Source organism: Halorientalis pallida, from assembly GCF_004118325.1.
Taxonomy (GTDB): domain Archaea; phylum Halobacteriota; class Halobacteria; order Halobacteriales; family Haloarculaceae; genus Halorientalis; species Halorientalis pallida.
Genome location: NZ_RDFA01000001.1, coordinates 350,470 through 370,899 on the forward strand (window position 1 = coordinate 350,470; position 20,430 = coordinate 370,899).

17 protein-coding genes are annotated in these 20,430 nt (G+C 66.5%); 5 read left to right on the forward strand and 12 right to left on the reverse strand.

Features of this window, described 5'->3' with window-relative positions:
• Positions 1–77: 77 nt before the first annotated feature.
• Positions 78–1,151: an ABC transporter ATP-binding protein gene (locus tag EAF64_RS01940; protein ID WP_129067290.1), complete on the forward strand. Its 1,074-nt coding sequence runs from the start codon at positions 78–80 to the stop codon at positions 1,149–1,151.
• Positions 1,148–2,032 (forward strand): ABC transporter permease, encoded by an 885-nt coding sequence (locus EAF64_RS01945; RefSeq protein WP_129067291.1) that lies wholly within the window; start codon positions 1,148–1,150, stop codon positions 2,030–2,032. The genes EAF64_RS01940 and EAF64_RS01945 overlap by 4 nt, the downstream gene beginning before the upstream one ends.
• A gap of 45 nt (positions 2,033–2,077) precedes the next feature.
• Here the strand turns inward: EAF64_RS01945 and EAF64_RS01950 are convergent, their stop codons facing one another.
• From EAF64_RS01950 to EAF64_RS01980, 7 genes are all read right to left on the reverse strand, one after another.
• Positions 2,078–2,827 carry a hypothetical protein gene (locus tag EAF64_RS01950; protein ID WP_129067292.1) on the reverse strand — a complete coding sequence of 250 codons (750 nt, stop codon included), beginning with the start codon at positions 2,825–2,827 and terminating at the stop codon, positions 2,078–2,080.
• A 3-nt stretch (positions 2,828–2,830) separates the two neighbouring features.
• The gene (locus tag EAF64_RS01955; RefSeq protein ID WP_227738854.1) at positions 2,831–3,511 is read right to left on the reverse strand and encodes an HdeD family acid-resistance protein; all 681 of its coding nucleotides are present in this window, start codon (positions 3,509–3,511) and stop codon (positions 2,831–2,833) included.
• A 158-nt stretch (positions 3,512–3,669) separates the two neighbouring features.
• A complete protein-coding gene (locus EAF64_RS01960; RefSeq protein ID WP_129067293.1) occupies positions 3,670–5,004 on the reverse strand; it encodes a glycosyltransferase in 1,335 nt (444 codons plus the stop codon).
• A 229-nt stretch (positions 5,005–5,233) separates the two neighbouring features.
• Positions 5,234–7,678, reverse strand: coding sequence for an efflux RND transporter permease subunit (locus EAF64_RS01965; protein ID WP_129067294.1), 2,445 nt, complete (start codon positions 7,676–7,678; stop codon positions 5,234–5,236).
• Positions 7,678–11,253 carry a hypothetical protein gene (locus EAF64_RS01970; RefSeq protein ID WP_129067295.1) on the reverse strand — a complete coding sequence of 1,192 codons (3,576 nt, stop codon included), beginning with the start codon at positions 11,251–11,253 and terminating at the stop codon, positions 7,678–7,680. The genes EAF64_RS01965 and EAF64_RS01970 overlap by 1 nt, the downstream gene beginning before the upstream one ends.
• Before the next feature lie 264 nt (positions 11,254–11,517).
• Entirely contained in the window at positions 11,518–12,537 is a 1,020-nt protein-coding gene (locus EAF64_RS01975; RefSeq protein ID WP_227738855.1) for a sulfite exporter TauE/SafE family protein, read from the reverse strand.
• Between the two features lie 101 nt (positions 12,538–12,638).
• Entirely contained in the window at positions 12,639–13,043 is a 405-nt protein-coding gene (locus EAF64_RS01980; RefSeq protein ID WP_129067296.1) for a DUF5518 domain-containing protein, read from the reverse strand.
• A 623-nt stretch (positions 13,044–13,666) separates the two neighbouring features.
• Between EAF64_RS01980 and EAF64_RS01985 the strand changes: the two genes are divergently transcribed.
• Positions 13,667–14,686, forward strand: a complete 1,020-nt coding sequence (locus EAF64_RS01985; RefSeq protein WP_129067297.1) for a DUF4397 domain-containing protein — start codon at positions 13,667–13,669, stop codon at positions 14,684–14,686.
• Between the two features lie 90 nt (positions 14,687–14,776).
• On the opposite strand, the gene EAF64_RS01990 is transcribed toward EAF64_RS01985, so the two are convergent.
• The 4 genes from EAF64_RS01990 to EAF64_RS02005 form a co-directional block, all read right to left on the reverse strand.
• Positions 14,777–15,175 carry a metal-dependent transcriptional regulator gene (locus EAF64_RS01990; protein ID WP_227738856.1) on the reverse strand — a complete coding sequence of 133 codons (399 nt, stop codon included), beginning with the start codon at positions 15,173–15,175 and terminating at the stop codon, positions 14,777–14,779.
• Between the two features lie 82 nt (positions 15,176–15,257).
• On the reverse strand, positions 15,258–16,196 hold the full coding sequence (locus EAF64_RS01995) for an FAD-dependent oxidoreductase (protein WP_129067298.1): 939 nt from the start codon (positions 16,194–16,196) through the stop codon (positions 15,258–15,260).
• Positions 16,193–16,630, reverse strand: a complete 438-nt coding sequence (locus EAF64_RS02000; protein WP_129067299.1) for a DUF7552 domain-containing protein — start codon at positions 16,628–16,630, stop codon at positions 16,193–16,195. The genes EAF64_RS01995 and EAF64_RS02000 overlap by 4 nt, the downstream gene beginning before the upstream one ends.
• Before the next feature lie 65 nt (positions 16,631–16,695).
• Complete coding sequence (locus EAF64_RS02005; protein WP_129067300.1) at positions 16,696–17,865, reverse strand: ABC transporter substrate-binding protein; 1,170 nt, start codon at positions 17,863–17,865, stop codon at positions 16,696–16,698.
• A 178-nt stretch (positions 17,866–18,043) separates the two neighbouring features.
• Here EAF64_RS02005 and EAF64_RS02010 point away from each other — a divergent pair, with 178 nt between their 5' ends.
• A complete protein-coding gene (locus EAF64_RS02010; RefSeq protein WP_129067301.1) occupies positions 18,044–18,409 on the forward strand; it encodes a TFIIB-type zinc ribbon-containing protein in 366 nt (121 codons plus the stop codon).
• Between the two features lie 326 nt (positions 18,410–18,735).
• On the opposite strand, the gene EAF64_RS02015 is transcribed toward EAF64_RS02010, so the two are convergent.
• Positions 18,736–19,308 (reverse strand): hypothetical protein, encoded by a 573-nt coding sequence (locus EAF64_RS02015; protein ID WP_129067302.1) that lies wholly within the window; start codon positions 19,306–19,308, stop codon positions 18,736–18,738.
• An 884-nt stretch (positions 19,309–20,192) separates the two neighbouring features.
• On the opposite strand from EAF64_RS02015, the gene EAF64_RS02020 reads away from it, so the two are divergent.
• On the forward strand, positions 20,193–20,423 hold the full coding sequence (locus EAF64_RS02020) for a hypothetical protein (RefSeq protein ID WP_129067303.1): 231 nt from the start codon (positions 20,193–20,195) through the stop codon (positions 20,421–20,423).
• Positions 20,424–20,430: the final 7 nt, after the last annotated feature.

Below are 20,430 nucleotides of genomic sequence, written 5' to 3' on the forward strand. Positions count from 1 at the left end.
GCCTTGGCCAGCCGTGAGCCCCTGGCGTCGGGACGGGCGACGGTGGGAATATATGCGCCGCGTCCGGAACGGACGGCATGGAACGCACGGCGGGCGACGGAACCGGCGGTCGAACCGACGGGACGGAGTCAGGACCCGACGACCCGGCACGGCTCGCCATCGACGCCGACGGCCTGCGACTGGTGTACGGCGACGGGACCGTCGCGGTCGAGGACGTGTGCTTCTCGGTCCCGGAAGGGGAGTTCTTCGGCTTCCTGGGCCCGAACGGCGCGGGCAAGACCACGACGATCAAGGTGTTCGCCACGCTGCTCTCGCCGACCGGCGGCACCGTGCGCGTCAACGGGTTCGACGTCCGGGACGCCTCCCGGAAGGTCCGGGAGTCCATCGGCTACATGGCCCAGGAGACGAGCATCGATCCGGAACTCACCGCACGCGAGAACATCCAGTTCGCCTGCGAGGCCTACGGCGTGCCCCGCGGCGACCGGGACGACCGGATCGACGAACTGCTGGATCTCGTGGACCTGGCCGCCGAGGCCGACAAGCGCGCCGAGGAGTTCTCCGGCGGGATGAAGAAGCGACTCGACGCCGCGACGGCACTGGTCCACGAGCCACCGCTGGTCTTTCTGGACGAGCCGACCACGGGACTGGACCCCAAGGCGCGTAACCGGCTGTGGGACTACTTCCGGGCGATCAACGACCGGGGGACGACCATCTTCCTGACCACTCAGTACCTCGAAGAGGCCGATCAGCTCTGTGACCGACTGGCGGTCATCGCGAACGGCGAGATCGTCGCCGAAGGCTCGCCGACCGACCTCAAGCGCCGTGTCGGCGGCGACGTGCTGGAGATCGACCTCGACGGCGGGCGCGACGCGCGCGAGCGGGCCGCCGCGGTCGCCCGCGAGTTCGGCGGGTTCGACGACGCGACGGTCGAGACGACCGCCGACGGGATCGGCGTCACCGCCGGCACCGCCCGCCAGCACGGGACCGATCTGCTCGTCCGACTCCGCGACGAGGGCCTGACCGTGACGGGCTTCAACGTCCGCGCACCGACGCTCGACGACGTGTTCCTCGCGATCACGGGCGATCACGTCGACGGGCTCGACGAAGCGAGCGGGCCGGCGACCGTGGCCGCCGGTGAGGCCGACCGATGAGTTCACCCGAGGCGGATTCGGGCGCGACCGCGACACGGAGCGTGGACCGCTCGGCCAATACGTTCCTCGGGGACGTCTGGGTCAACTTCAAGCGCTGGAACCTGAAGGCCGTCCGGAACCCGTTCGTCCTCGTGGTGTCGCTCGTCCAGCCCATCATCTTCCTCGTCCTGTTCACCGAGGTGTTCGGCAACGTGGCGGGCGAAGCGGTCTCGCGCGGCGGCCCCAACGTCGGCTACGAGACCTTCCTCGTGCCGGCCATCGCGATCCAGGTGGCGCTGGCCGCCGCGGTCACCTCCGGGGTCGGCCTTGTCAACGACATCGAGAACGGCATGTTCGAGAAGGTGCTGGTCTCGCCGATGAACCGCACCGCAGTCTTTCTCGGCAAGACCGCAGCCGAGCTGTTCCGCATCGCCATTCAGATCTCGATCATCCTGGTGCTGGGCGTCGTGCTCGGCGCGGACATCGCGACGGGCGTGATCGGCGCGGTCGGGATCGTCGCCGTGGGTCTCCTCTTTTCGCTGTGGTTCGTCTCGTTCTCGAACGCGCTGGCCGTGCTGACGCGGGACCAGGAGTCGACGATCATCGGCGCGAACCTGCTGCAGTTTCCCCTGCTCTTTCTGTCCTCGGCGTTCCTGCCGCTGGCGGCGCTCCCGGCCTGGATCCAGACGTTCGCGCGGCTCAACCCGGTGACCTACGGCGTCGACGCCGCCCGGGCGATCGTGCTCGATACGGACGTGATGGTCGTGATCGAGACGACAGCGTTCGGCGGCGCACTCGATTCGGTCGTCCCGGCCGTGGCCGTCCTCGCCGGACTGGACCTGGCCTTCGGTGCGGTGGCGGTCTACCTGCTGTCGCGGGCGTCGAGTTCGGACGTGAAGTGACGGGTCTCCGACCCGGGAGTCGAGAGGGTTCGATCCCCCGGCTGCTCACACCAGCAGGACCAGCGCGGCGTAGACCGCAGCCCCGCCGAGGAAGGCGAGAAACCGACTCTGCCCGGCCTCGGGCAGTTCCTCTTTCAGGACGTTCAACACGACGCTGCCGGCGACGAACGCGAACACCAGCGCGAGGTGGAGGGGGCCGATCTCGGTGAGTGCGCCGACCACGCCGCCGACGAGTGTGCCCGCGACGAGCAGATATCGGCCGCGGTGGTCGAAGGCGTCGCCGTGGTGGCGGTGGAACCCCTCGTCGGTGACGACGAAGTGCAGTCCCATCGCGACGGTGTAGAAGACGTAGTTGGCCGGCCCGGGCCGTTCCTGGTGGAACAGGAGATAGCCTACGAGCGCGCTGTAGACAGTGAAGACCGCGAGGTGTGCCCGGTAGACGATCGCCGAGGACTCGGCGTCACCGCCACACCGGTGGGCGACGGTGACCTCGACGCCGTAGAAGGCGACGAAACCGGTCAACACGACGAGGTAGGCGAGCTGTTCGGCCAGGAACGCCTCGCCGAGTCGCTCACCGACGACCAGCGCGACGTCACTGACCTCGGGGAGGACGAGGACGAACACGTAGGCGACGGCTGCTCCGCCGCCGGCCGAGAGCCAGTGGCGGACCGACGTGGCGGCCGCGACCTCGCCGCGGCCGCCGAGGGCGTGGGCCAGCGCGAGAACGACCACGAGCGGCGCGGCCAGCCGCGGGTCGGGGCCGCCCGACAGCGACGCGGCCGTGACCGCCAGCACCGGTCACGACGACCCGGTTCCCGGTTCACCGACGCGCTGGGTCGTGTCCACTTCCTTGGCCGATGGGGCGGCCGTCCCGACCATGACCAGCGCGAGGCCGGACGTGAGCAGGTTCACGCCGAACAGCAGGCCTACGGCCCAGTCCGCACTGGAGGGGAAGCCGAGCAGGATCAGCGAGGACAGCAACACCGAGACGATTCCGGAGGCCAGCAGCCAGCTCCAGTTCTCGTTGGCCCGCAGGCGCAGGCCCATCACCAGCTGGACGACGCCCTCGGCGAGGAAGTAGACGGCGAGCACGAGCGTCAGTGCCACCAGCCCCAGCGTCGGATTGGCCAGCATCGTGACCCCGGCGAATCCGTACAGGATCGCCAGGAAGACCGCGAACACCGAGCCACGCCAGCCCTGCGCCGAGAAGGCCGCGGCGGTGTGCACGAGCGCGCCGACGACGAGGAGGCCGCCGAGCACCAGCGAGATCGCGACCCCCGTGACGTACGGGGTGAGAATCGCGGCCAGGCCGAGGACGACCAGCAACACGCCACCGAGCATGACGGTCATCCGGTTCCGGGCGAGCGACCGCTCGGAGCGGCTGTACGTCCGCCGTTCGGACGCGTCCCGGGGCGACCCGTTCCGTGTCTCGGCCGCGTCGACGGTGCTGTCTCGGTCGTCGGTGTCGTCGGTACTCATGGCTAGGGTGGATCCGCTGTCGCCGGGCGTGGACGACCGGCGGAATCGCGTGGTAGTTCCACAGCCGAGGAGAAAGGGGTATTTCCGGGGCGCGTGTCCGGGCGGGGCCCGGTGCTTTCGGCGTGCTTGCGGGACGGTGCTGGGCGGTGGCCGACGGCTCAGACGCCTTTGGCGGCGTGATACCAGCCGCCGTCCCACGACGAGCAGTACTCGACGGTGCCTTTGATGCCGGCGAGGCCGTACAGTGGGAGCAGGAGGGGCGCGAACAGCCAGCCCAACCCGACCGCGGGGAGCCGGTCGTTGGTCACGTCGTGGATTCGGGCCGTCAGAGCGACCGCACTGGCGGTCACGACCGGCGCGGCGAGGGCGTAGCCCGCGCCGGCGAGCGCGACGACGGCGACCTTCGAGACCAGCGAGAGGAGGAGGAGGTTCCCGAGGACGGTGCCCGCCGTGACCGCGAGCGCCAGCAGGCTCCGGATCGACCGGTCGAGGGTGGCCAGTTGCCGGTGGCAGACCTGTGCGTAGCCAGTCATCCAGCGTTTGCGCTGTCCCCACCAGTCACGGGGGGAGTGAGCCGCCTCGATCAGCGACGGGTGGTCGAACGACTCCACGACGTCAAGTTTCGCCTCGTAACACCGGACGGCGAAGTCGAAGTCCTCGGTCAGCATCGCCGGATCGTAGCCGTCGACGGTCTCGAACGCCGACCGGCGCATGACCACGGCGCGGCTGGCGGCCATCCGGAAACCGGTCACCCAGCCCAGCAATCGGTGGGTCAGCTTCCCGAGCAGGATCGACTCGTAGTAGGCCGCGGTCTCGACCAGGCCGTCGGGTTCCGGCACCGTCCGGCCCTGCACCACGTCCCGCTCGGCCAGCCGGGCGACGGCCGTCGGGACGAAGGCGGGATCGACCCGTTCGTCCGCGTCGAACACGGCCAGGTACGCACCGTCGGTCGCGGCGGCGACGCCGTTGATCGCGCCGGCCTTCGAGCCCGGATCGTGGGTGTTGACGTGACACTCGACGCGGTCGTGAGTCGCCAGTTCCTCGGCCCGGCGACGGCTCACCGCGTCGGCGGCCTCACAGACGACGTGGACGACGAGGTTCTCGTAGTCGCTGTCCAGCAGTGTCTCGACACTCCGGTGGAGGACCGCGGCGTCGCGGTAGACGGGGACGACGGCGTCCACTCGCGGTCCGTCGCGGGGCACGGTCGCGGGCGGGTCGGTCCGACGCAGTTCCGCGAACAGCGCCAGCCCCGAGGCGGACAGAAAGCCGGAGAAGCTCAGACAGGACAGTGCCGCCGGGAGGACGACGAGGCTGACCGTCCACGCGAGTACGTCGAGGTGGACCGCGATCGGGGTCGTCCCCTGGAGGTACCCGACTGCGACGACGGCGACGGCGATGGAGGCGAACCCGGCACGGTCGACCCAGCGACCGTCGGGCGACAGTGTGGAGGGGAGGGTCGACTGGAGACGGGCGATCCGTGATCGCATCGTCATACGGGCGACGGCGGGGCTAGCCGGTGGGTGTTCGACTCAGGTGCCTCACCACGGTGATCGGGACCAGAGCGGGTGGTTCGGGGGAGGGAAGAGGGTGGCGCGGGTCGCCGCCGCGGGACGTTTCGAAGGACCATCACGTCCGGGTCGTGACACCGGGGTCAGTTAAACCGACTCGCGCTGTTTCCGGCTCGGAGAACGCGCGACGGCGGGGCCACTCGTGGTGCGCTGCTCACTCCGCGTACCGCGCCCACACGGCGACGACTGACGGAGTGACGACGAGGGCGACGACGTAGGAGTAGACGATACTGAGGGCGGTCAGCAGGCCGAACTGGCCGAGGACCGGCGTGAGCGCGAACACGAGGACACCGATGCCGGTCGCGGTGGTGAGCATGCTGCCGGTGAGCGCGCCGCCGGTGCCCGCGACCGCCCGCTGGAGTGCGGGGAACGGATCACCGTCGTCGGGACGCCCGTCGTACTCGTCGGCGAAGCGGTGAACGACGTGGGCGGAGTAGTCGATTCCCAGTCCGATGGTAATCGAGAGGATCGTGGCGGTGAAGGCGTTGAACGAGAGCCCGAGCAGGCGCATCGTGCCGGCGATCAGCGCCACCGATACCGCGATGGGGACGAGGTTGACGAGTCCGAGTCCCGGGGCCCCTTCGAGGACGGCGTAGACGGCGATCAGAAAGACCGCGACCAACAGGAGTGCCGTAGCGAGACTCACGAGTGCCGATTCGAGGATGAGTGCGGCGATGGACTGGAAGACGACGACCTGCCCGGTCGCGGTCGCCTCGAACCGGTATCGGTCGGCGACCTCACGGGCGTCGGCGGTGATCGCCTCCTGTGACGCCGTGGCCTCCGTCGTGTACTCCACCTGCGCCGCCCGGCGACTCTCCGTGAGGTACTGGAGCGCCCGGTCGCGCTGCGGTGAGGTGAGCAGGGCGTCGTAGATCTGCCGGAGGTCGTCGTCGGGCACGCCGTCGTCGTCCACGTCGTTGCGCTCGACCAGCGCCCGGAATCGGTCGGACTCGTTGGCGTAGTCACGGATCACGGTCACGATGCTGGTGGTCTCGGCGTCCCGACCGCGGGAGACGAACGAGTCCGGCGGATTGCGCTGGGCCTTCTGGAACGACTCCAGCGTCGTGTCTCGCGTCAGCGGCCCCTGGACGAAGATCGTCACCGACTCGCCCTGGACGGCCTCGAAGTTGTCTTCCAGGAATTGGATATCGCGAGTGACGGTATATCGGCTCGGTGCAAACGGTTCGGGCAGGTCTTCGAGGTAGGCGGGCGTCTCTTCGGGCGGTAGGAAGTCCTCCTCGGAGAACGCGGTGTCGACCCCGGTCGCGTAGACGGCCGAACCGGCCGAGATCAGGAGAACGACGAGCAGGAACGCGACCGGGGCACGCCGCGCGACCGCCACGCCGCCCGAGAGGACGCCGGCGAGCCGGGAGCCCTCCCGACCGAGCGGTTGCTGACCGAACGCGGGGAGGTCGCGGGCCGCCCGGAACCGGTCGCTGGCGACCTTCGCCGCCGGGAGGAACAGGCCGAACACGAGGAACGTGATAGCGATGCCGACGGCTGCGACGATCCCGAACTGCCGGATCGGCTGGAGGGCGCTCGTCAGGTTGGCGGCGAACCCGATGACGGTCGTCCCGGTGACGATGCCGAAAGCCACGAGCAACTGGTCGAGCGCGCGCCGGATCGCCGTCTCGACGGTCGCGCCGGTGACCCGTTCCTCGCGGTAGCGGTTGATCGTGTGGATCCCGAAGTCGATACCGACCGCCAGGAGCAGCGGCGGCACCGCGATCAGGAACTGCGTGAATGGGATGCCGGTGAGCCCGAGAAACCCGAACGTCCAGAGCAGGGTCAGCGCGAGCGAGAGGGTTCCCAGCACGAGGTCGACGGGGTCGCGGTAGGAGACGATCAGGAAGGCGAGGATCAACGCAGCGGCGGCGGGCACGACGATGAGCAGCGAGTCCGCGATCACGTTCGAGAACTCCGCGGCGACGATCCCCTGTCCGAACACCCGGATGTCGGTATCGACCGGGGAAACGATCCCCCGCGCCCGCAGCTGGATCGGCGTGAGTGGGCCGGGCTCGCCGCCACCGCCGCCCCCTTCGTCGAGTTCGGCTGGGATGCGGTGGGTGACGACCGCGACCGTCGCGCTCGCGGTCGCGCTGGTGGGGTTGAAGTCGTCGCTCACGATGTCGGTGAACGAGGGCCGATCCGAGAGATCGACCACCGCGGCGTCGATCTCGGCCTCGCTGGCGCGGTCGATGACGCGTCGCTTCTCGGCGAGGGACTCGACGTCAGGGTCGAGTTCCGTGGCGATCTGTCCGGCCGCGCTCTGTGTGGACTCGACCCGGAGATCGGGGCGCTCGGACAGGGCTTCCAGCGCACGCAGCGTGGCGAGGAGTTCGGCCTTCGAGAGGACGTTCCGGTCGGTCTGGATCAGCTGGGTCGTCCCGGTATCGGCCCCGAACGGCGTCCCGAACTCCCGCTGAACGTCCTCGAAGGCCTCCTGTGCTGGCGTCCCCTCGGTGAACTGCTCGGTCCCGGCGGTCGTGGAGACCCGACCGAGACCGACGGCGAACAGTGCCGTCACCAGCAGGAAAGCGAGGACGACCGTCTTCGGCCGGTCGATTATCCAGTCAGCGACGGTCTCGGTGGCGTCCATCACTCGGTCCAGAACTGCCGGCCGACCAGGCCACCCATCAGGGCGAGCAGGGTGACGACCCCCAGCGGCCAGAGCCGCTCGATCAGGCCCTCCTCGTCGGGTTCGGTGACGTTGATCCCGACCTGGTAGGTCTCCGAGAGCTCCGTGTCGCCGTCGGGCAGTTCGTACTCGAAGTCGACGCGGAGCGGGACGGTTCTCGTACTCGCGTCACCGGCGGCGCTCAGGTCGAAGTCGAGTCGGACGGTCTCGTTGGGATCGAGGACGGCGACGAATGCCTCGTCGTCGCCGCTGTCCAGCGGTTCGTCGACGAACACCTTGGCGTTCACGTCCCGGAGCGTCTCGTTTCGGGCGTTTCGGACGACGAGTGTGACCGTGCCGGTCTCCCCGCGCGCGACCGCCGCGTCGACGCCGCGGACGGTGAATCGGTCGCGCTCGGGGCGCACCCGGACGCGGGCCGTGAGTTCCTCGCTCGTCGTCCGGTCGCCGTCGGTGTCGGCGTAGGCCACGCGGAAGCTGAGCAACCGGGGCGTTGCCGCGGCGTCCTCGGTGATCTCGACGGGGACCGAGAAGGGACTCGACTCGCCGGCCAGGAGGTCGCCGAGAGCGAACTCGGTCTCCTGTGGGTTCGTGGTCTCGGTATCGGTACGTAATCGCAGAACGGTCGCAGTGACGTTCGTCGGCCCCTCGTTGCGGACGCGACCCTCGACGACGCCCTCCTCGGCGACACGGAGGGTACTCGTGACGTTCGTGATCGTGAAGGTCTGCGCTGCCAGCGGGACGACGCCGAAGCGGATCGGCCTGCTCTCGCGGTCGTCGCCGGCGTCGTCCCGGTAGGCCACCAGTGCCCGGACGGCGTAGGCCTGGACCGCGCTGTCGTTCGCGGCGCGCAACTCGTACTCGACGGTCCGGTTCTCGCCGGAGTCCCACGCGCCCACGAACCGGGTTGAATTGTCCGCGCCGCCGACGGTGAGTTCGGCGCTGTTCGACCGGAGCGCGATCCGCGCGTCAGTCACGGACTCGTTGCGCCGGTTCGCGACGGTGAGGGCGAACGTGCCCGTGTCGCCAACCTGTGTCTCGACGGTGGTGTCGACGACCGCGAAGCCGTCGCGCTCGGCGCTGACCCCCACGGTGACGGTGTACCGGTCGCTCCGCCGGCGGTCGCCGGCGTCGGTCTCGTACTCGACGGCGAAGCGGAGCTGGCGGGGCCCGGGTTCGGCGTCGTCTACCAGCTCGAGGGGATAGGTGAACCCCTCGCTCTCGTCGACGTCGAGGTCGCCCAGCGGGACCGCCGGCCGGTCGGGGGTGACGGTCTCGTCGCCCGTCGTCACGACCACCGCGGCGTTCGAGACGTTCCGCGAGCCCGTGTTTTCGACCCGGCCCTGCACGGTGCCGCCCTCGCCGACCCGGAGCGTAGCCTCGACGTTCGAGATGGTGAAGGCCTGCTCGGCGTCGGGTTCGACGCTCGTCCGGATCGGGTCCGAGCGCTCGTCGTCGCCGTCGACCGTGTAGGCGACCCTGAGGGTGAGTGGGTATTCGGCGACCGCCGAGTCGTTGCTCGCGGTCACGTCGAAGGTTACCGTCTCGTTCTCGCCGTCCGCCCACTCGCCGACGAAGCGGGAGGCGTTGGCCCCCCCGCCGACGAGGAGTTCGTCACTCCGGGAGGTGAGCGACACCCGTGCGTCCGTCAGGTCCTCGCTCACTTCGTTCGACAGCGTCACCGAGACCGTGCCCTCCTCGCCGACCTGGACGTCGCCGTCGACGTCCTCGAGGTCGAAATCGGGCTCCTCGTCGTCGATCTCGACCGCACCCCGGAGGACCCGGCTCTCGCGGGGGTCGCCCTCGCCGTTCAGGTAGTCGACGACGAACTGGACCTGCACGTCGCCCGGTTCGGCGTCGTCGGGGACCGTGACCGGCAGCTCGAAGTCTTCGTCCTCGCCGGAATCGAGGTCACCCAGCACCACCGCCTCGCGGCGGGCGACGACCGTCGCGTCGGTTTCGCCGATGGGAGCGACCGCCACGTCGTCACCGGTGACCAGTCGGACCGCGGCGTCGGTGGCCGGGGCCGGTCCCTCGTTAGTTATCTCGCCGCTGATGGTACCGTCGGCGTCGACTTCGAGGTCGGCGTCGAGGTCCGACAGTGAGAAGTCCTGTTCCTCGTCGGGCGTGACGCCGAATGTAATGTCGCGCGACCGCCGCCGGTCGCCGTCGGGATCGACGTAGCGGACGACGGCTTCCAGCGCGTACTCCTGGGTCGCCGAGCGGTTTGTCGGCGTCGCCGAGAACGTGATCGACTCGGTGTCGCCGGCCTCCCAATCGCCGACGAAGCGGGACGCTCCGGCACCGGCGGCACCCCCGTTCTCGCCGCTCGTCTGTCGGCCGGCGCTCCCGTCGACCAGGAGCGCACCGGTCTGTGACCGAACCAGTACGGAGGCCTCCGTGAGGTCCGCCGAGCCGGTGTTCTCCAGGTCGAGTTCGACCGTCCCCTGCTCGCCGACCTGGAGGTCGCTGTCGACGGACTCGACCTCGAATCGGCCCTGTTCGGTGACGACGAGTTCGACCGGGACCGTGACGGTCTCTGTGTCTCGATCACTCTCGTTCACGTCGATCTCCTCGGTGAACTCGTACTCGATCTCGGCGTCGAGTTCGTAGGTCCCCGGATCGGCGTCGTCGTCGACGGCCAGCCTGAAGTCCGCGCGCGAGACCGACCCGCTCCGGAGGTCACCGAGCGGGACCGTCCCGGACTCGACGGTCACGGGCGCGTCGCCCTCGGTGAGCGTCACCCGGACGTTCCGCGCAGTGGTGACCGCCTGTTCCGCTTCGGGGTCGGTTCCCGTGCCGCCGTCGTCGACGGTGCCCGAGTTGACGACGCTGACCGTCAGTCGCCGGTCGACGCCGGGTTCGACGGTCCGGTTGGGCGCGAACGCGTCGAGGTCGGGCTCTCCGGTGACCGGCTCGGTCTGTTCCTGCACGGGACCGGTCCCCTCCTCCGGCGCGGTCTGGTTGCCGGGTCCCGGTGCAGTCTGATTCCCAGGCTCGCCCCCGTCACCGGGGACCGGCGTTCCGGCCCCGTCGCCCGGCGTCGTCTGGTTCCCGGGCGTCCCAGCGCCGCCGTCGGCCGGCGTGCCTGGCTCCGACGGGGCAGGCCCACCCGCGGGCGCCTCTCCGTCGGCGGGCGTCTCTCCGTCGGTCGGTGAACCTGGCGCCCCGTCCGCCGGCGGTTCCTCGGACGGTGGCGGTCCGTCCTCTGTCGTGGAGTCGCCGCCGTCGTCCCCGGCGGTGGTGGATTCGCCGTCCTCGGGTGTCTCTCCGTCGGGTCCGTCCGGCGGTTCCTCGCCGCCGTCGCCGCCGGCAGGGGCCCCCGTCCGTTCCGGTCCCCCGGAGGGGGTTTTTCGCTCGTCGTCACAGTCGTCGGTCGGTGTGGTGGGGGAGAGCGTCGCTGGAGCGGTCGTCGCCGTCTCGGTCGAGCCACACTCGTCGTCGGCCAGGCCGGCGTCCCCCGTTCCGGGGTCGGCCAGCGAGAGCCCCGCACCGATGGCGGTCACGGTGACCGCCAAGAGGAGGGTGCGTCGTCTCATCGCCGGAGGGCCGCGAGCCGAGAGTGATCGGTCGACAGGGCGCGATCAGCACGCCGGAGACGCCGACCCGTGGGCACCAGTCGACCCAGCCGGTGCCCGGTAGTGCTCGGGGCGGGACGAGTGTCCCAGCCGTCGGTGGCCAGTCGCATCTTTCGCCGACCCTGGTACCAGAGACCCGTTAGTACGCGCTCTGTTCGCGCTGGTTAACGGGACCGTATTCGCGAGGACGGATTTTTGAACCAGTCTACGATCCGCGACGGTCGGTCACACGAGTTGCGAGAGCACGACCAGTCCGATCCCGAAGGCGTACGCGGGAATGAGGTAGCCCAGCAGATTGCCGGGCACGACCCTGACGAGGTACGGCGCGACGACGGCGGCGACGACCGATCCGACGAGCAAGGAGGGGAGCAACCGGTAGTCGACGGCGAATCCGGCGGCGAACAGCGTCAAGTACAGCACGGCGCCGACGAGTGAGACCAGCCCTTCCGCGAACGACGTGATCGCCGTCGCGGTCTTCTCGTAGACGCCGGCGAATATCTGCCCGAGGGTCACGACGGGACCGAAGCCACCCCCGGAGATGCCTTTGTTGACGCCTGCGAGCAGGGCGAAGCCGGCCAGCCTGCGCGGGCGGTAGACGTTCGAACGTGGGAGGTACTGGCGGGCGATGCCGACGAGGCCCATGCCGATCACGAGGACGGCGACGTACCCCTCGATCAACGCTTCGGGGAGACCCAGCGCGAGATACGCGAGCAGGACCGAGAGGACGGTGCCCGCGATGCCGCCAGCGGTCAGCACGATCACGGCGCGAGTCGCATCGGTCAGGGGCGGACGGATCGAGAACTCGACGTTCTCGAACTCGTGGTGCATCGCTCCGGCGAGTAAGCCGCTCATACTCTCGGTGACGAACAGAGCGGGAACGACCTCAAGCGGGGCGTAGCCGAGAGAGAACAGGAGCGGCGAGAGTGCCGTCCCGAACCCCATGCCCGAGGCCGAGTCCAGCGTCTCGAAGACGACACCGGCGACGATCACGGACGGGACGAACAAGCGGGAGACAGCGGCGGGGTCGGTCGACCGGACACCGGCGGCCCAGACGCTGGCGAGGAGCGCGAACCCGAGCACGAGCAGGAGCCAGCCCACCCGACGTCGGGTCCGTGTGCCGATCCGGGCCCGCTCCGTGAACGGTTTGTCGTCGAGTTCGCGCGCTACAGCGTCGATCTCGGGGTTTCGATACGCCGGCTCGACTGGTTCGACCTCCCCGATCCGTCCCTCCGACATCGCTCCCATCGGTGGAGGGCGGACACGGGGATTGTAATCCAGCACGTACCGGCCGCGCTGGTCGGTTGTGACGGGGCGTAAAAAGGAGGTGTCGCGAGTCCGTTCAGGGATCAGCGACCGGTCGGTCGACCCGCGGGTTCGGGTTCGCGGCGCTTGACCATCCCGCCGAGGCCGCCGCCGATGGCCCCGGGAATCGCGTGGAAGCCGAGGTACAGCGCCCACACGAGCACGGTGGCGAGGCCGACGAGGCCGAACAGCACCGTTCCCAGGACCGCCAGGATACCGCCGACGATCAGCGCGCCGAGCGTGGTTCCGACGATCCCGTTGACCACCCCGTTCCCGACCCCGTCGCCGGCGACGTAGCCCGCGACGAATCCACCGAGCAGGCCGGTGGCCGCCCAGCCCAAGCTGGGGAGCGTGATGCCCGTCAGCGGGAGCGTCAGGCCACCGATGATCCCGATGGCGAGGGTGACGACGAATCCAGCGAGTACTGCGCGTGTGTTGAGAGCTGCCATAACGTATAGAACTACGCCGGCTGAGACCGTAACCGTATGTGACGAGTTCGAGCCTTTCCTCCGCGTTGCGTTCCTCTACGTGGCGTTTCCGGACAGATGGACCGGGGAGCGTCGGTTCGGGGTCGCCGCGGCAGTCGGCCACCAGTAGGGGGACCGTCGAACCCGCGAGGACTGGCGTTCCGTCACCGTAATCCGAACCAGACTGCGGGCGAAACGACTGGGGGATCGGCTTACCGCGATTGCAACTGGGCGGACGTTTCGATCCTGGCGACAGTCAGTCCCGACGAGTCGAGCCCCGCCCGGTCCCGCCGCTCGTCCGGTCGGCGGTCCGACAGAAAGCTGGATAAAATCGAAACCATCCGGAAATCGAGACCCGTCGCAGTCGTGGCTACGGGCTTCGTGCGGATCGGTTCAGAACCCGCCGGTGATGCGACTCGGCCGTCGTTCCGGCGGTCGCGTTCGTTCCGTTTCGGGGACAGCAGACCCGGCTTTCGTGCCGGGTCGTCCCCGTCTCTCCCGCTCGTGACAGTTCCGGCTATCTGCACTTACCCGAGCGTGCAACAGTCGTCGCGTCTGCTACTTTCCACATAACCAAGGGTTGGCCTGTGGTGGACTGGTGGTGCATGGTTTCAGCAAGAAAGCGCAGTACGCAGGTGTTGGCGATTACGTTGCTTCTGGTCGCCGTCGGGGGTCTGGTCGTCGTCGGCCCCACGCTCGCACAGGAAGATGACGACGAGGCGGACGAGGACGAGGAGGAACCCGGCTCACAGGTCCGTCTCGTGCACGCGGTGCCCGACGGTCCCGCCGTGGACGTGTACATCGACGGTGAGCGAGTGCTCCAGGAGGTCGATCCCGGAGAGGTGATCGACTATCAGGAGGTCGAACCCGGGAACCACAGCTTCGTGCTGGTCGCGGCCGAGGAACCCGGTGGCGTCGTCCTCGATACGCGGGTCGAGACCGAAGAGCGGGGCAACTACACCGTCGCAGCCACGGGCCAGTTCGAGGGTGGTGACGGTGAGACCGAACCCGTCGCCTTGCTCGACAACGCGACCGAGGTGCAAAGCGAGTTCGCGGCCGTCCGACTGGGCCACCTCGTCCGCGGTGCCCCCGACGTCACGGTGACCCTCAACGCCACCGGCGGCGTGGTGTTCGAACAGGTTACGTTCGGCGAGGCCACGCAGTACAAGACGATCCCCGAGGGCGAGTACACCCTCGATATCCGCGCAGACGGCGCGGACGGTGACGTCATCGCGACCGTCGACGCGGACCTCGCTGGTGGCGAGGCTACGTCCCTGCTCGCAGTCGGTGCGGAAGACGAAAACGAGACCCTCCAGGTCCTCCAGCAGACCGATCCCACCGGTCCCGAGGAACTCTCGCCAGACATCGTCCCCCAGCCCAACGGTGACGAAGCGGACGACACCGACGATGAGGAGACTGCCGAGGACGAGACCGACGAGACTGTCGAGAACGAAACCGAAGACGAACCGATCGACATCAACGAGACTGACGTGACCGAGGAAGTCACGGAGGAGACCGGAGAGGCCGAAGACGAAGCCGACGAGGAAACTGACGACGAAGACGACGAGGCGGCTGAGGACGAAGCCGACGAGGAAGACACCGAGACTGCCACGCCCGAGGCGTGACCCTCTCGTCGCCCGTGCCGACCCGGGTACTCCCTTCGGTCCCCCGACAGATCCAGCCTTATTTTTGCAACCGATACCCGACAGCGGCGGCTACGGGGGTGACTCGGCGGCTGTCGGTGCGTCGTCGGACAGAAGTAAAAAGGCGAGACGCGCCGCGATGTCGGGACTCACCGACCCGGCCAGCCGCATCGCCGCCGTCTCGTGGTCGTCGAGGCCGAGGACGTCCCGGAAGAACCACGAGAGCGTGACGTACCGCTCGTGCAGGTCGTCGGCCCTCGACCGGCCCTCGGCCGTGAGCGTCGCCCCGTCGTACGGCTCGTAGCTGATCAGTCCCTTTTCATCGAGACGCTGGCACATCTCGGTCGTCGCCGCCGGCGACTTGTCGAGCCGATCCGCGAGGTCGCCCGACGGAATCGGGGGGGAACGCCGCTGTTGCGCGACGTACAGGGCGAGCAGATACTGATCGACGATGGTCGCAGTGTCGGTCACGGGATCACCCTTCGCCGGCGACGACATCCGCCAGTCGCCCACACTGGGGGTCGAGTGACCGCCTCGTCGGCCTCGGTGTCGCTCATGATTCGTTCAGATACGTCCGAATCGTGTCGTCGTCGAGCGAGTCGAGGACGACCGTCGGGTCGTCGAGTCCGTCGACGAGCGCCTCGTCGTCGAGGGTCGCAGCGAGTCGGCGGTGTCCGCGTCCGGCACGGCGATTCCGCTCGGCTTCCGAGACGTAGGCCGCCAGGCGCTCGTCGACGACCGTTTCCCGAATTCGCTCGACCGCCTCGGCCTCGCGGTCGAGACCGTCGGGGATTCGACTCTCGAACCACTCGTGCCAGCGCTCGCGGTCGGTCCACTCCTCGTCGAGTTCGGCCTCGCGGCGCAGCCAGTCGACGCGGTCCGCGACCGCGTCCCAGTAGCCGTCCTCGCGGCGGGCGTCCGCGATCAGGGTACGCGCAACCGTCGCACCGTGGCCGGCGGCGACGACCGCTTGATCGGCCACACCGGCGAGCGGCCCGGCGACGTACAGCCCCTCGATGGGCGTCCGGCCGTCGTCGTCGGGATACTCCCGGTCGAAGTACGCCTCGCTCTCCCCGTCGTGTTCGTACGTCTCGAACATCGCGTCCGAGGTCCCCAGCGGCCGGAGGTAGTCGGCGTCGTACTTCGCGGCCGCGACGACCCGGTCCGTCTCGACGACCCGACCCTGCTGGGTTTCGACACGGAATCCGGCGTCTCTCCGGGTGACGGATTCGACGAGATCCGAAACCGAGTCGGCTCCGGACTCGCTCATCTGGGCTCGGGCCAGCTCGTAGAACGTCTCGACGTCGATCCCGGCCGGGAATCCGAGGTAGTTCTCCAGGTGGGCACACCGCTTCAGCGAGGAGCGACCGCGGTCGAACACCAGCGTATCGAGGCCGGCCCGGGCACAGAACACGGCCGCCGACGCACCCGCCGGTCCGCCACCGACGATCACGACGTCCGCAGTGTGACGGTCTCTGTCGTCGTCCGTCACGCATCTTCACCCAGTTTGGAGTCGAGTTGCCGCGTGACGAACTCGTCGTCGAGCAGGGAGTCCGGACCCGTGAAGTGGACGACGGGCCCGTTCTCGACGCGAAGCCACTCGTCGTTCCCACTGCCGGCGAGCGTCACGGTCTGCCGGGAGTGGGGCAAGCCGTTCGGCCGCCGGCGGTCGGTGGCTTCCCGGACCGCGGCGAGTTCGACCGTCCCCTCTCGGACCGTGGAGACCGTCAGGTCGTGCCGGGTCAACTCGGGAGCGAGTTCGCGCATCGCGGTCCGGTAGCGACTCGCGGCCGAACACGCACGCTCGGCGTCAGCGTAGCGGGCGAACCGCGCGTCGGTCACCGGCTCCGGTCGCACGCCAGTGTCGCGACAGGCGACGACGAACTCGCCGTCGTCCGTTCGGAGTTCTGCGATCCGGGCTCGCACTCGCCGTATCGTCTCGGGTCGACCTGTGGCGTCGCCCTCGCGTGGAGATCGGGTATCCGACACGACTACAGATCCCCCCTGATCACGGCCGCGACCTTCTGACGATCGAACAACTGCTCCTCAGTCGGAATCTCCGGATACGGGCCCTCCTCGTATGTGGGCCACTCGCCGAACTGCTCGGGGTAGAGCTGTTTGGCCGTCATCTCTAGCTGGAAGAGGTGCAGGATGGGCCCCTGGTAGCGCGCGCCCTGCGGGTACATCCGCCCGTTCTGGACGGCGGTGATCTCCGATGCGACGGGGTCGGCCCGGAACGCCTCCTCGCGTTTTGGCAGACTCGTCCCGGGCTCGAACCCGCCGAGGAAGAAGATCACGTCGGGGTCGGCCGAGAGCAGCGCCTCGAAGTCGACGACCGTGTTCGTCTCGATCTCGCCGTCGAAGGCGTCTTTCGGCCCCAGCGGTCGCGTGTGGGCGGTCAGGAAGCCAGGATTGTCCAGCGTGTAGGCGTAGATCTCGTCCAGGTCGGCCGACGCGAGCATCACCGCCGAGGGGCGCTCGGACTCGGGCGGGAGGCCCGACTGGATGGTCGACAGCAGGTCGTCGTGGACCGCGGCGAGTGCTTCGTACCGGTTCCGTTCTTTGAACGCCTCGGCGACGATCTCGAACTGCTCCCAGAGCCCGTAGTACTCGTAGCCCGCTTTCCAGCCGAGGGCCGGTTCGGCGTGTCGGTCACTCAGTGAGTTACCGAACCACGGCGAGATCTTGGTCGCCACCTCCTCGAGGTCCTCGCGGCTCCAGGCGTCCTGTTTGGCGATCCAGGCCGGGTCCGCGAGGTGCACGTCGCTGTCCAGTTCGTAGAGCTTCTCCTTGCTCGGCTTCCACGAGGAGTACAGGCCGGTCCAGTCGAGCGTGACGCCGGGCAGCCGCTCGACGAACTGGTTCCACAGCCCGTCGTAGTAGTCCGGCGCGTGCATGGCGGTGATCGAGTCACCGCAGCCGAGCGCGAACGCCATGTCGGCGTGGTGGGTCAGGCGCGTGAAGACCGTCTCCGGCGGTGACTCGAACGTGACCTCACCCATCGGCAACATCGAGACCGTGTACGATCCGGTCCCCGCCTCGGCGTCGGCAGTGTCCCCGCCGAGAATGCTGGAACAGCCCGCGAGCCCACCGCTTGCGGCGAGTGCAGTGCCGTATGTGAGTACATCTCTGCGCGTCGCGCCACGTCGTGATCGATCCATGCGATTTAGGCTCGCCTAAATGCATAAACAGCTTTCGGAATTTAGGGGGGCCTAAAACAGGGTATCGTCGTCGACTTCAGCGACGGACCGGTCGTCGAACACTGTCTTTCGGTGATTAGCGACGCGGAGTCGTGATTCGTCGGCGAAGTTTTTTATTTTCTCTAAACAGTCAAGATCGATGACAGCGAGTAAATCGTTGGACTGTCTGCCGTGTGAGACAGCGCTCGACCAACGCACGGAACACGGCGTCACGATCGATTACTGCCCAAACTGTGGTGGCGTCTGTCTCGATCCCGGCGAGCTCGAACAGCTCACCGGCCACGAGAGCCATAACCACCATCGCGACGTCGACATCGATATCGAGGGCGAGGAGAAAGCGGAAGACGAGGGCGGCATCCTCGGCACCATCGCTGGCGCACTTGGAGGGGAAGCAGAAGACGGGGCGTTCGATGAAGAAGACGAGATGGACGCAGGGTTCGAAGACGAGGAAGACTTCCGAGCCGGATTTCACCGACAATACGGACGGGATTTAAATATCATCTGAGGGGCCGGGACGACCGGCGATCGAGTGTCTCCCTTGGGATCAGTTTGGCTACACGCGTATCCCGCGGACATCCACACATCCGTTCGTCCGACGAGCGAAACGGCGAGGCGTTCGTCCAGCAATCGACCCACCGCTGTCAGGCGATTATAGCCCCGAAAAGATGGGTGTTGCAGGCTCTGGTCCGCCTGTCGAACGAATCGTCTTGTGAGGCGTGAGGCTGTTAAATTTGGGCGTTTGAAAAACGGAAAATGTGACAGTCAGAGGTGGTTCCAACTCGCCGTCTATTCTGAGTTTGTCCAAATTGGAAGTAGTTTTTCACCTGACTTTCAATTGAAATTATATTCCCCTGATACTTCTCCACGGATTGCTTCATCTGAACCTTCCAAGTATGAATCTATAGCGGTAGATAGATCAACTATTGACTGACCATCGGCTGCTTCATCAGGATGTTGATAGCTAACTTCACCAGTTCCGTTTTCAGATTCAATGTCAAGTGAGACTGCTGAAACCGCAGAGGATTTTTTTCCCGTATCGAATTCAGGGTCATAGGAAATACCGCTATTCTCTTCCATAGCATTCTCTCCGAGTACTGTATTAGATGCGTCAGCAACTATCTCATAGGTTGCTACAGCTAAATCTTCAGTTACATCATGCTCAAGAGCTCTGGAGACACTCAAATCAATATTCAATGCGATCTGATTTTGTTCATACTCTTCCCCATATTCAGGGTTTCTTGTTTCAGTTCCAACTAATTCTAAACTTGCGTATGGCGGGGTGAGTTCTCTTTCTGTCTCATCTGGGAAGCCCTCTTCAGAATTATAGATCGCTCGATCAATTGCCTCCGATATAAGTAGGGTGGCATCTCCGACACCTGCGACCTCACTATGCCCAAGTGGCAAATCAACAGTGAGACCGTCATAATTAATTTCTTCTGGAGGTGGTAGTTCCTCGTCATCAACTGGAGAATTTGGATTGGTTTGCTCTGTAGCGGTATCCTGTCCAGGAGGACTGCCGCTATTTGAATCACCAGTGCATCCCGCTGTTGCAACTTATGCTGTGGACACAGCCCCAACGATGAAATCTCTTCTCATCATACTTACCATTCCAACATTCGACATGTATAAACGTGGCTCCAATAACGCAGATCGTCAACTGCGTTCTGTCTATTTACCATCGGCCTGAGTTGGTGCTACAGCCTGTGATAGCAGTCTCGAGGGTGACACTGTCCAAGTTCCCACAAAGCCGCGTCGTCTCATTGGCAAATGGGTGAAAGCCTATCATAAGTACTGGTGAAACTGTGACTATTCCGGTTATTTGAAGTTGTCTCTGCTGAGATTGGGAGAAAAGATCCGGCAGAGAACGCAGTGCCTGTCGAGAGTTGCCGTGTGATGGTACTCCTACAGAGCGCCCCACGTTCACAGAAATAGTATTATTGCTGAATTTATAGCCATATTTATCACTCAAAACGTGTAAGTTTATTAATATGTAGTATCGACCAACAATCGATTTTCTCTTGGGCTACCAATGTGGACGGACGCTGATCCCCGCGGCCACCACTCGCCCGGTTGCTCATCGGACGAAAGCAAACGCACTGCACCAGCAGAACGCTAGACGTCGGAATTAGGGGGTGTAGTTCGTTGATTCTGGAGGTGAATCCAATATGGGCGCTGCAGACTCGAGTTCGATGACCGAACGAACCCACCTTTGGGCCGTGAGACAGTCAAATTCAGTGGATGTGAGGTACACCGAAAGACACAGTAATCTGTGTATCCGTAGTTTCTATATGCCGACTATCACGGTCAACGTGGACGACGACCTCAAAGAGCGCATGGAGGAGCACCCCGAAATCAACTGGAGTGAGGTCACGCGACAGGCCATCCAGGAGAAAATCGACGCGCTCGAAGTGATGGACGAACTCACAAGCGAGAGTGAACTCACCGAGAGCGACGTACAGGAGATTGCGGATAAAATCAACGAGGAGGGACGCAAACGTGTCGACGAAGAATCCACCTGACCGTCAC

Excerpts from the sequence above, each read along its gene's own strand:
- EAF64_RS02005 (WP_129067300.1), bottom strand. The coding sequence starts at position 17,865 with ATGGATCGATCACGACGTGGCGCGACGCGCAGAGATGTACTCACATAC.
- EAF64_RS01940 (WP_129067290.1), top strand. The coding sequence starts at position 78 with ATGGAACGCACGGCGGGCGACGGAACCGGCGGTCGAACCGACGGGACG.
- EAF64_RS01955 (WP_227738854.1), bottom strand. The coding sequence starts at position 3,511 with ATGAGTACCGACGACACCGACGACCGAGACAGCACCGTCGACGCGGCC.
- EAF64_RS01975 (WP_227738855.1), bottom strand. The coding sequence starts at position 12,537 with ATGGGAGCGATGTCGGAGGGACGGATCGGGGAGGTCGAACCAGTCGAG.
- EAF64_RS01945 (WP_129067291.1), top strand. The coding sequence starts at position 1,148 with ATGAGTTCACCCGAGGCGGATTCGGGCGCGACCGCGACACGGAGCGTG.
- EAF64_RS01970 (WP_129067295.1), bottom strand. The coding sequence starts at position 11,253 with ATGAGACGACGCACCCTCCTCTTGGCGGTCACCGTGACCGCCATCGGT.
- EAF64_RS01960 (WP_129067293.1), bottom strand. The coding sequence starts at position 5,004 with ATGACGATGCGATCACGGATCGCCCGTCTCCAGTCGACCCTCCCCTCC.
- EAF64_RS01965 (WP_129067294.1), bottom strand. The coding sequence starts at position 7,678 with ATGGACGCCACCGAGACCGTCGCTGACTGGATAATCGACCGGCCGAAG.
- EAF64_RS02010 (WP_129067301.1), top strand. The coding sequence starts at position 18,044 with ATGACAGCGAGTAAATCGTTGGACTGTCTGCCGTGTGAGACAGCGCTC.
- EAF64_RS01980 (WP_129067296.1), bottom strand. The coding sequence starts at position 13,043 with ATGGCAGCTCTCAACACACGCGCAGTACTCGCTGGATTCGTCGTCACC.
- EAF64_RS01985 (WP_129067297.1), top strand. The coding sequence starts at position 13,667 with ATGGTTTCAGCAAGAAAGCGCAGTACGCAGGTGTTGGCGATTACGTTG.
- EAF64_RS02020 (WP_129067303.1), top strand. The coding sequence starts at position 20,193 with ATGCCGACTATCACGGTCAACGTGGACGACGACCTCAAAGAGCGCATG.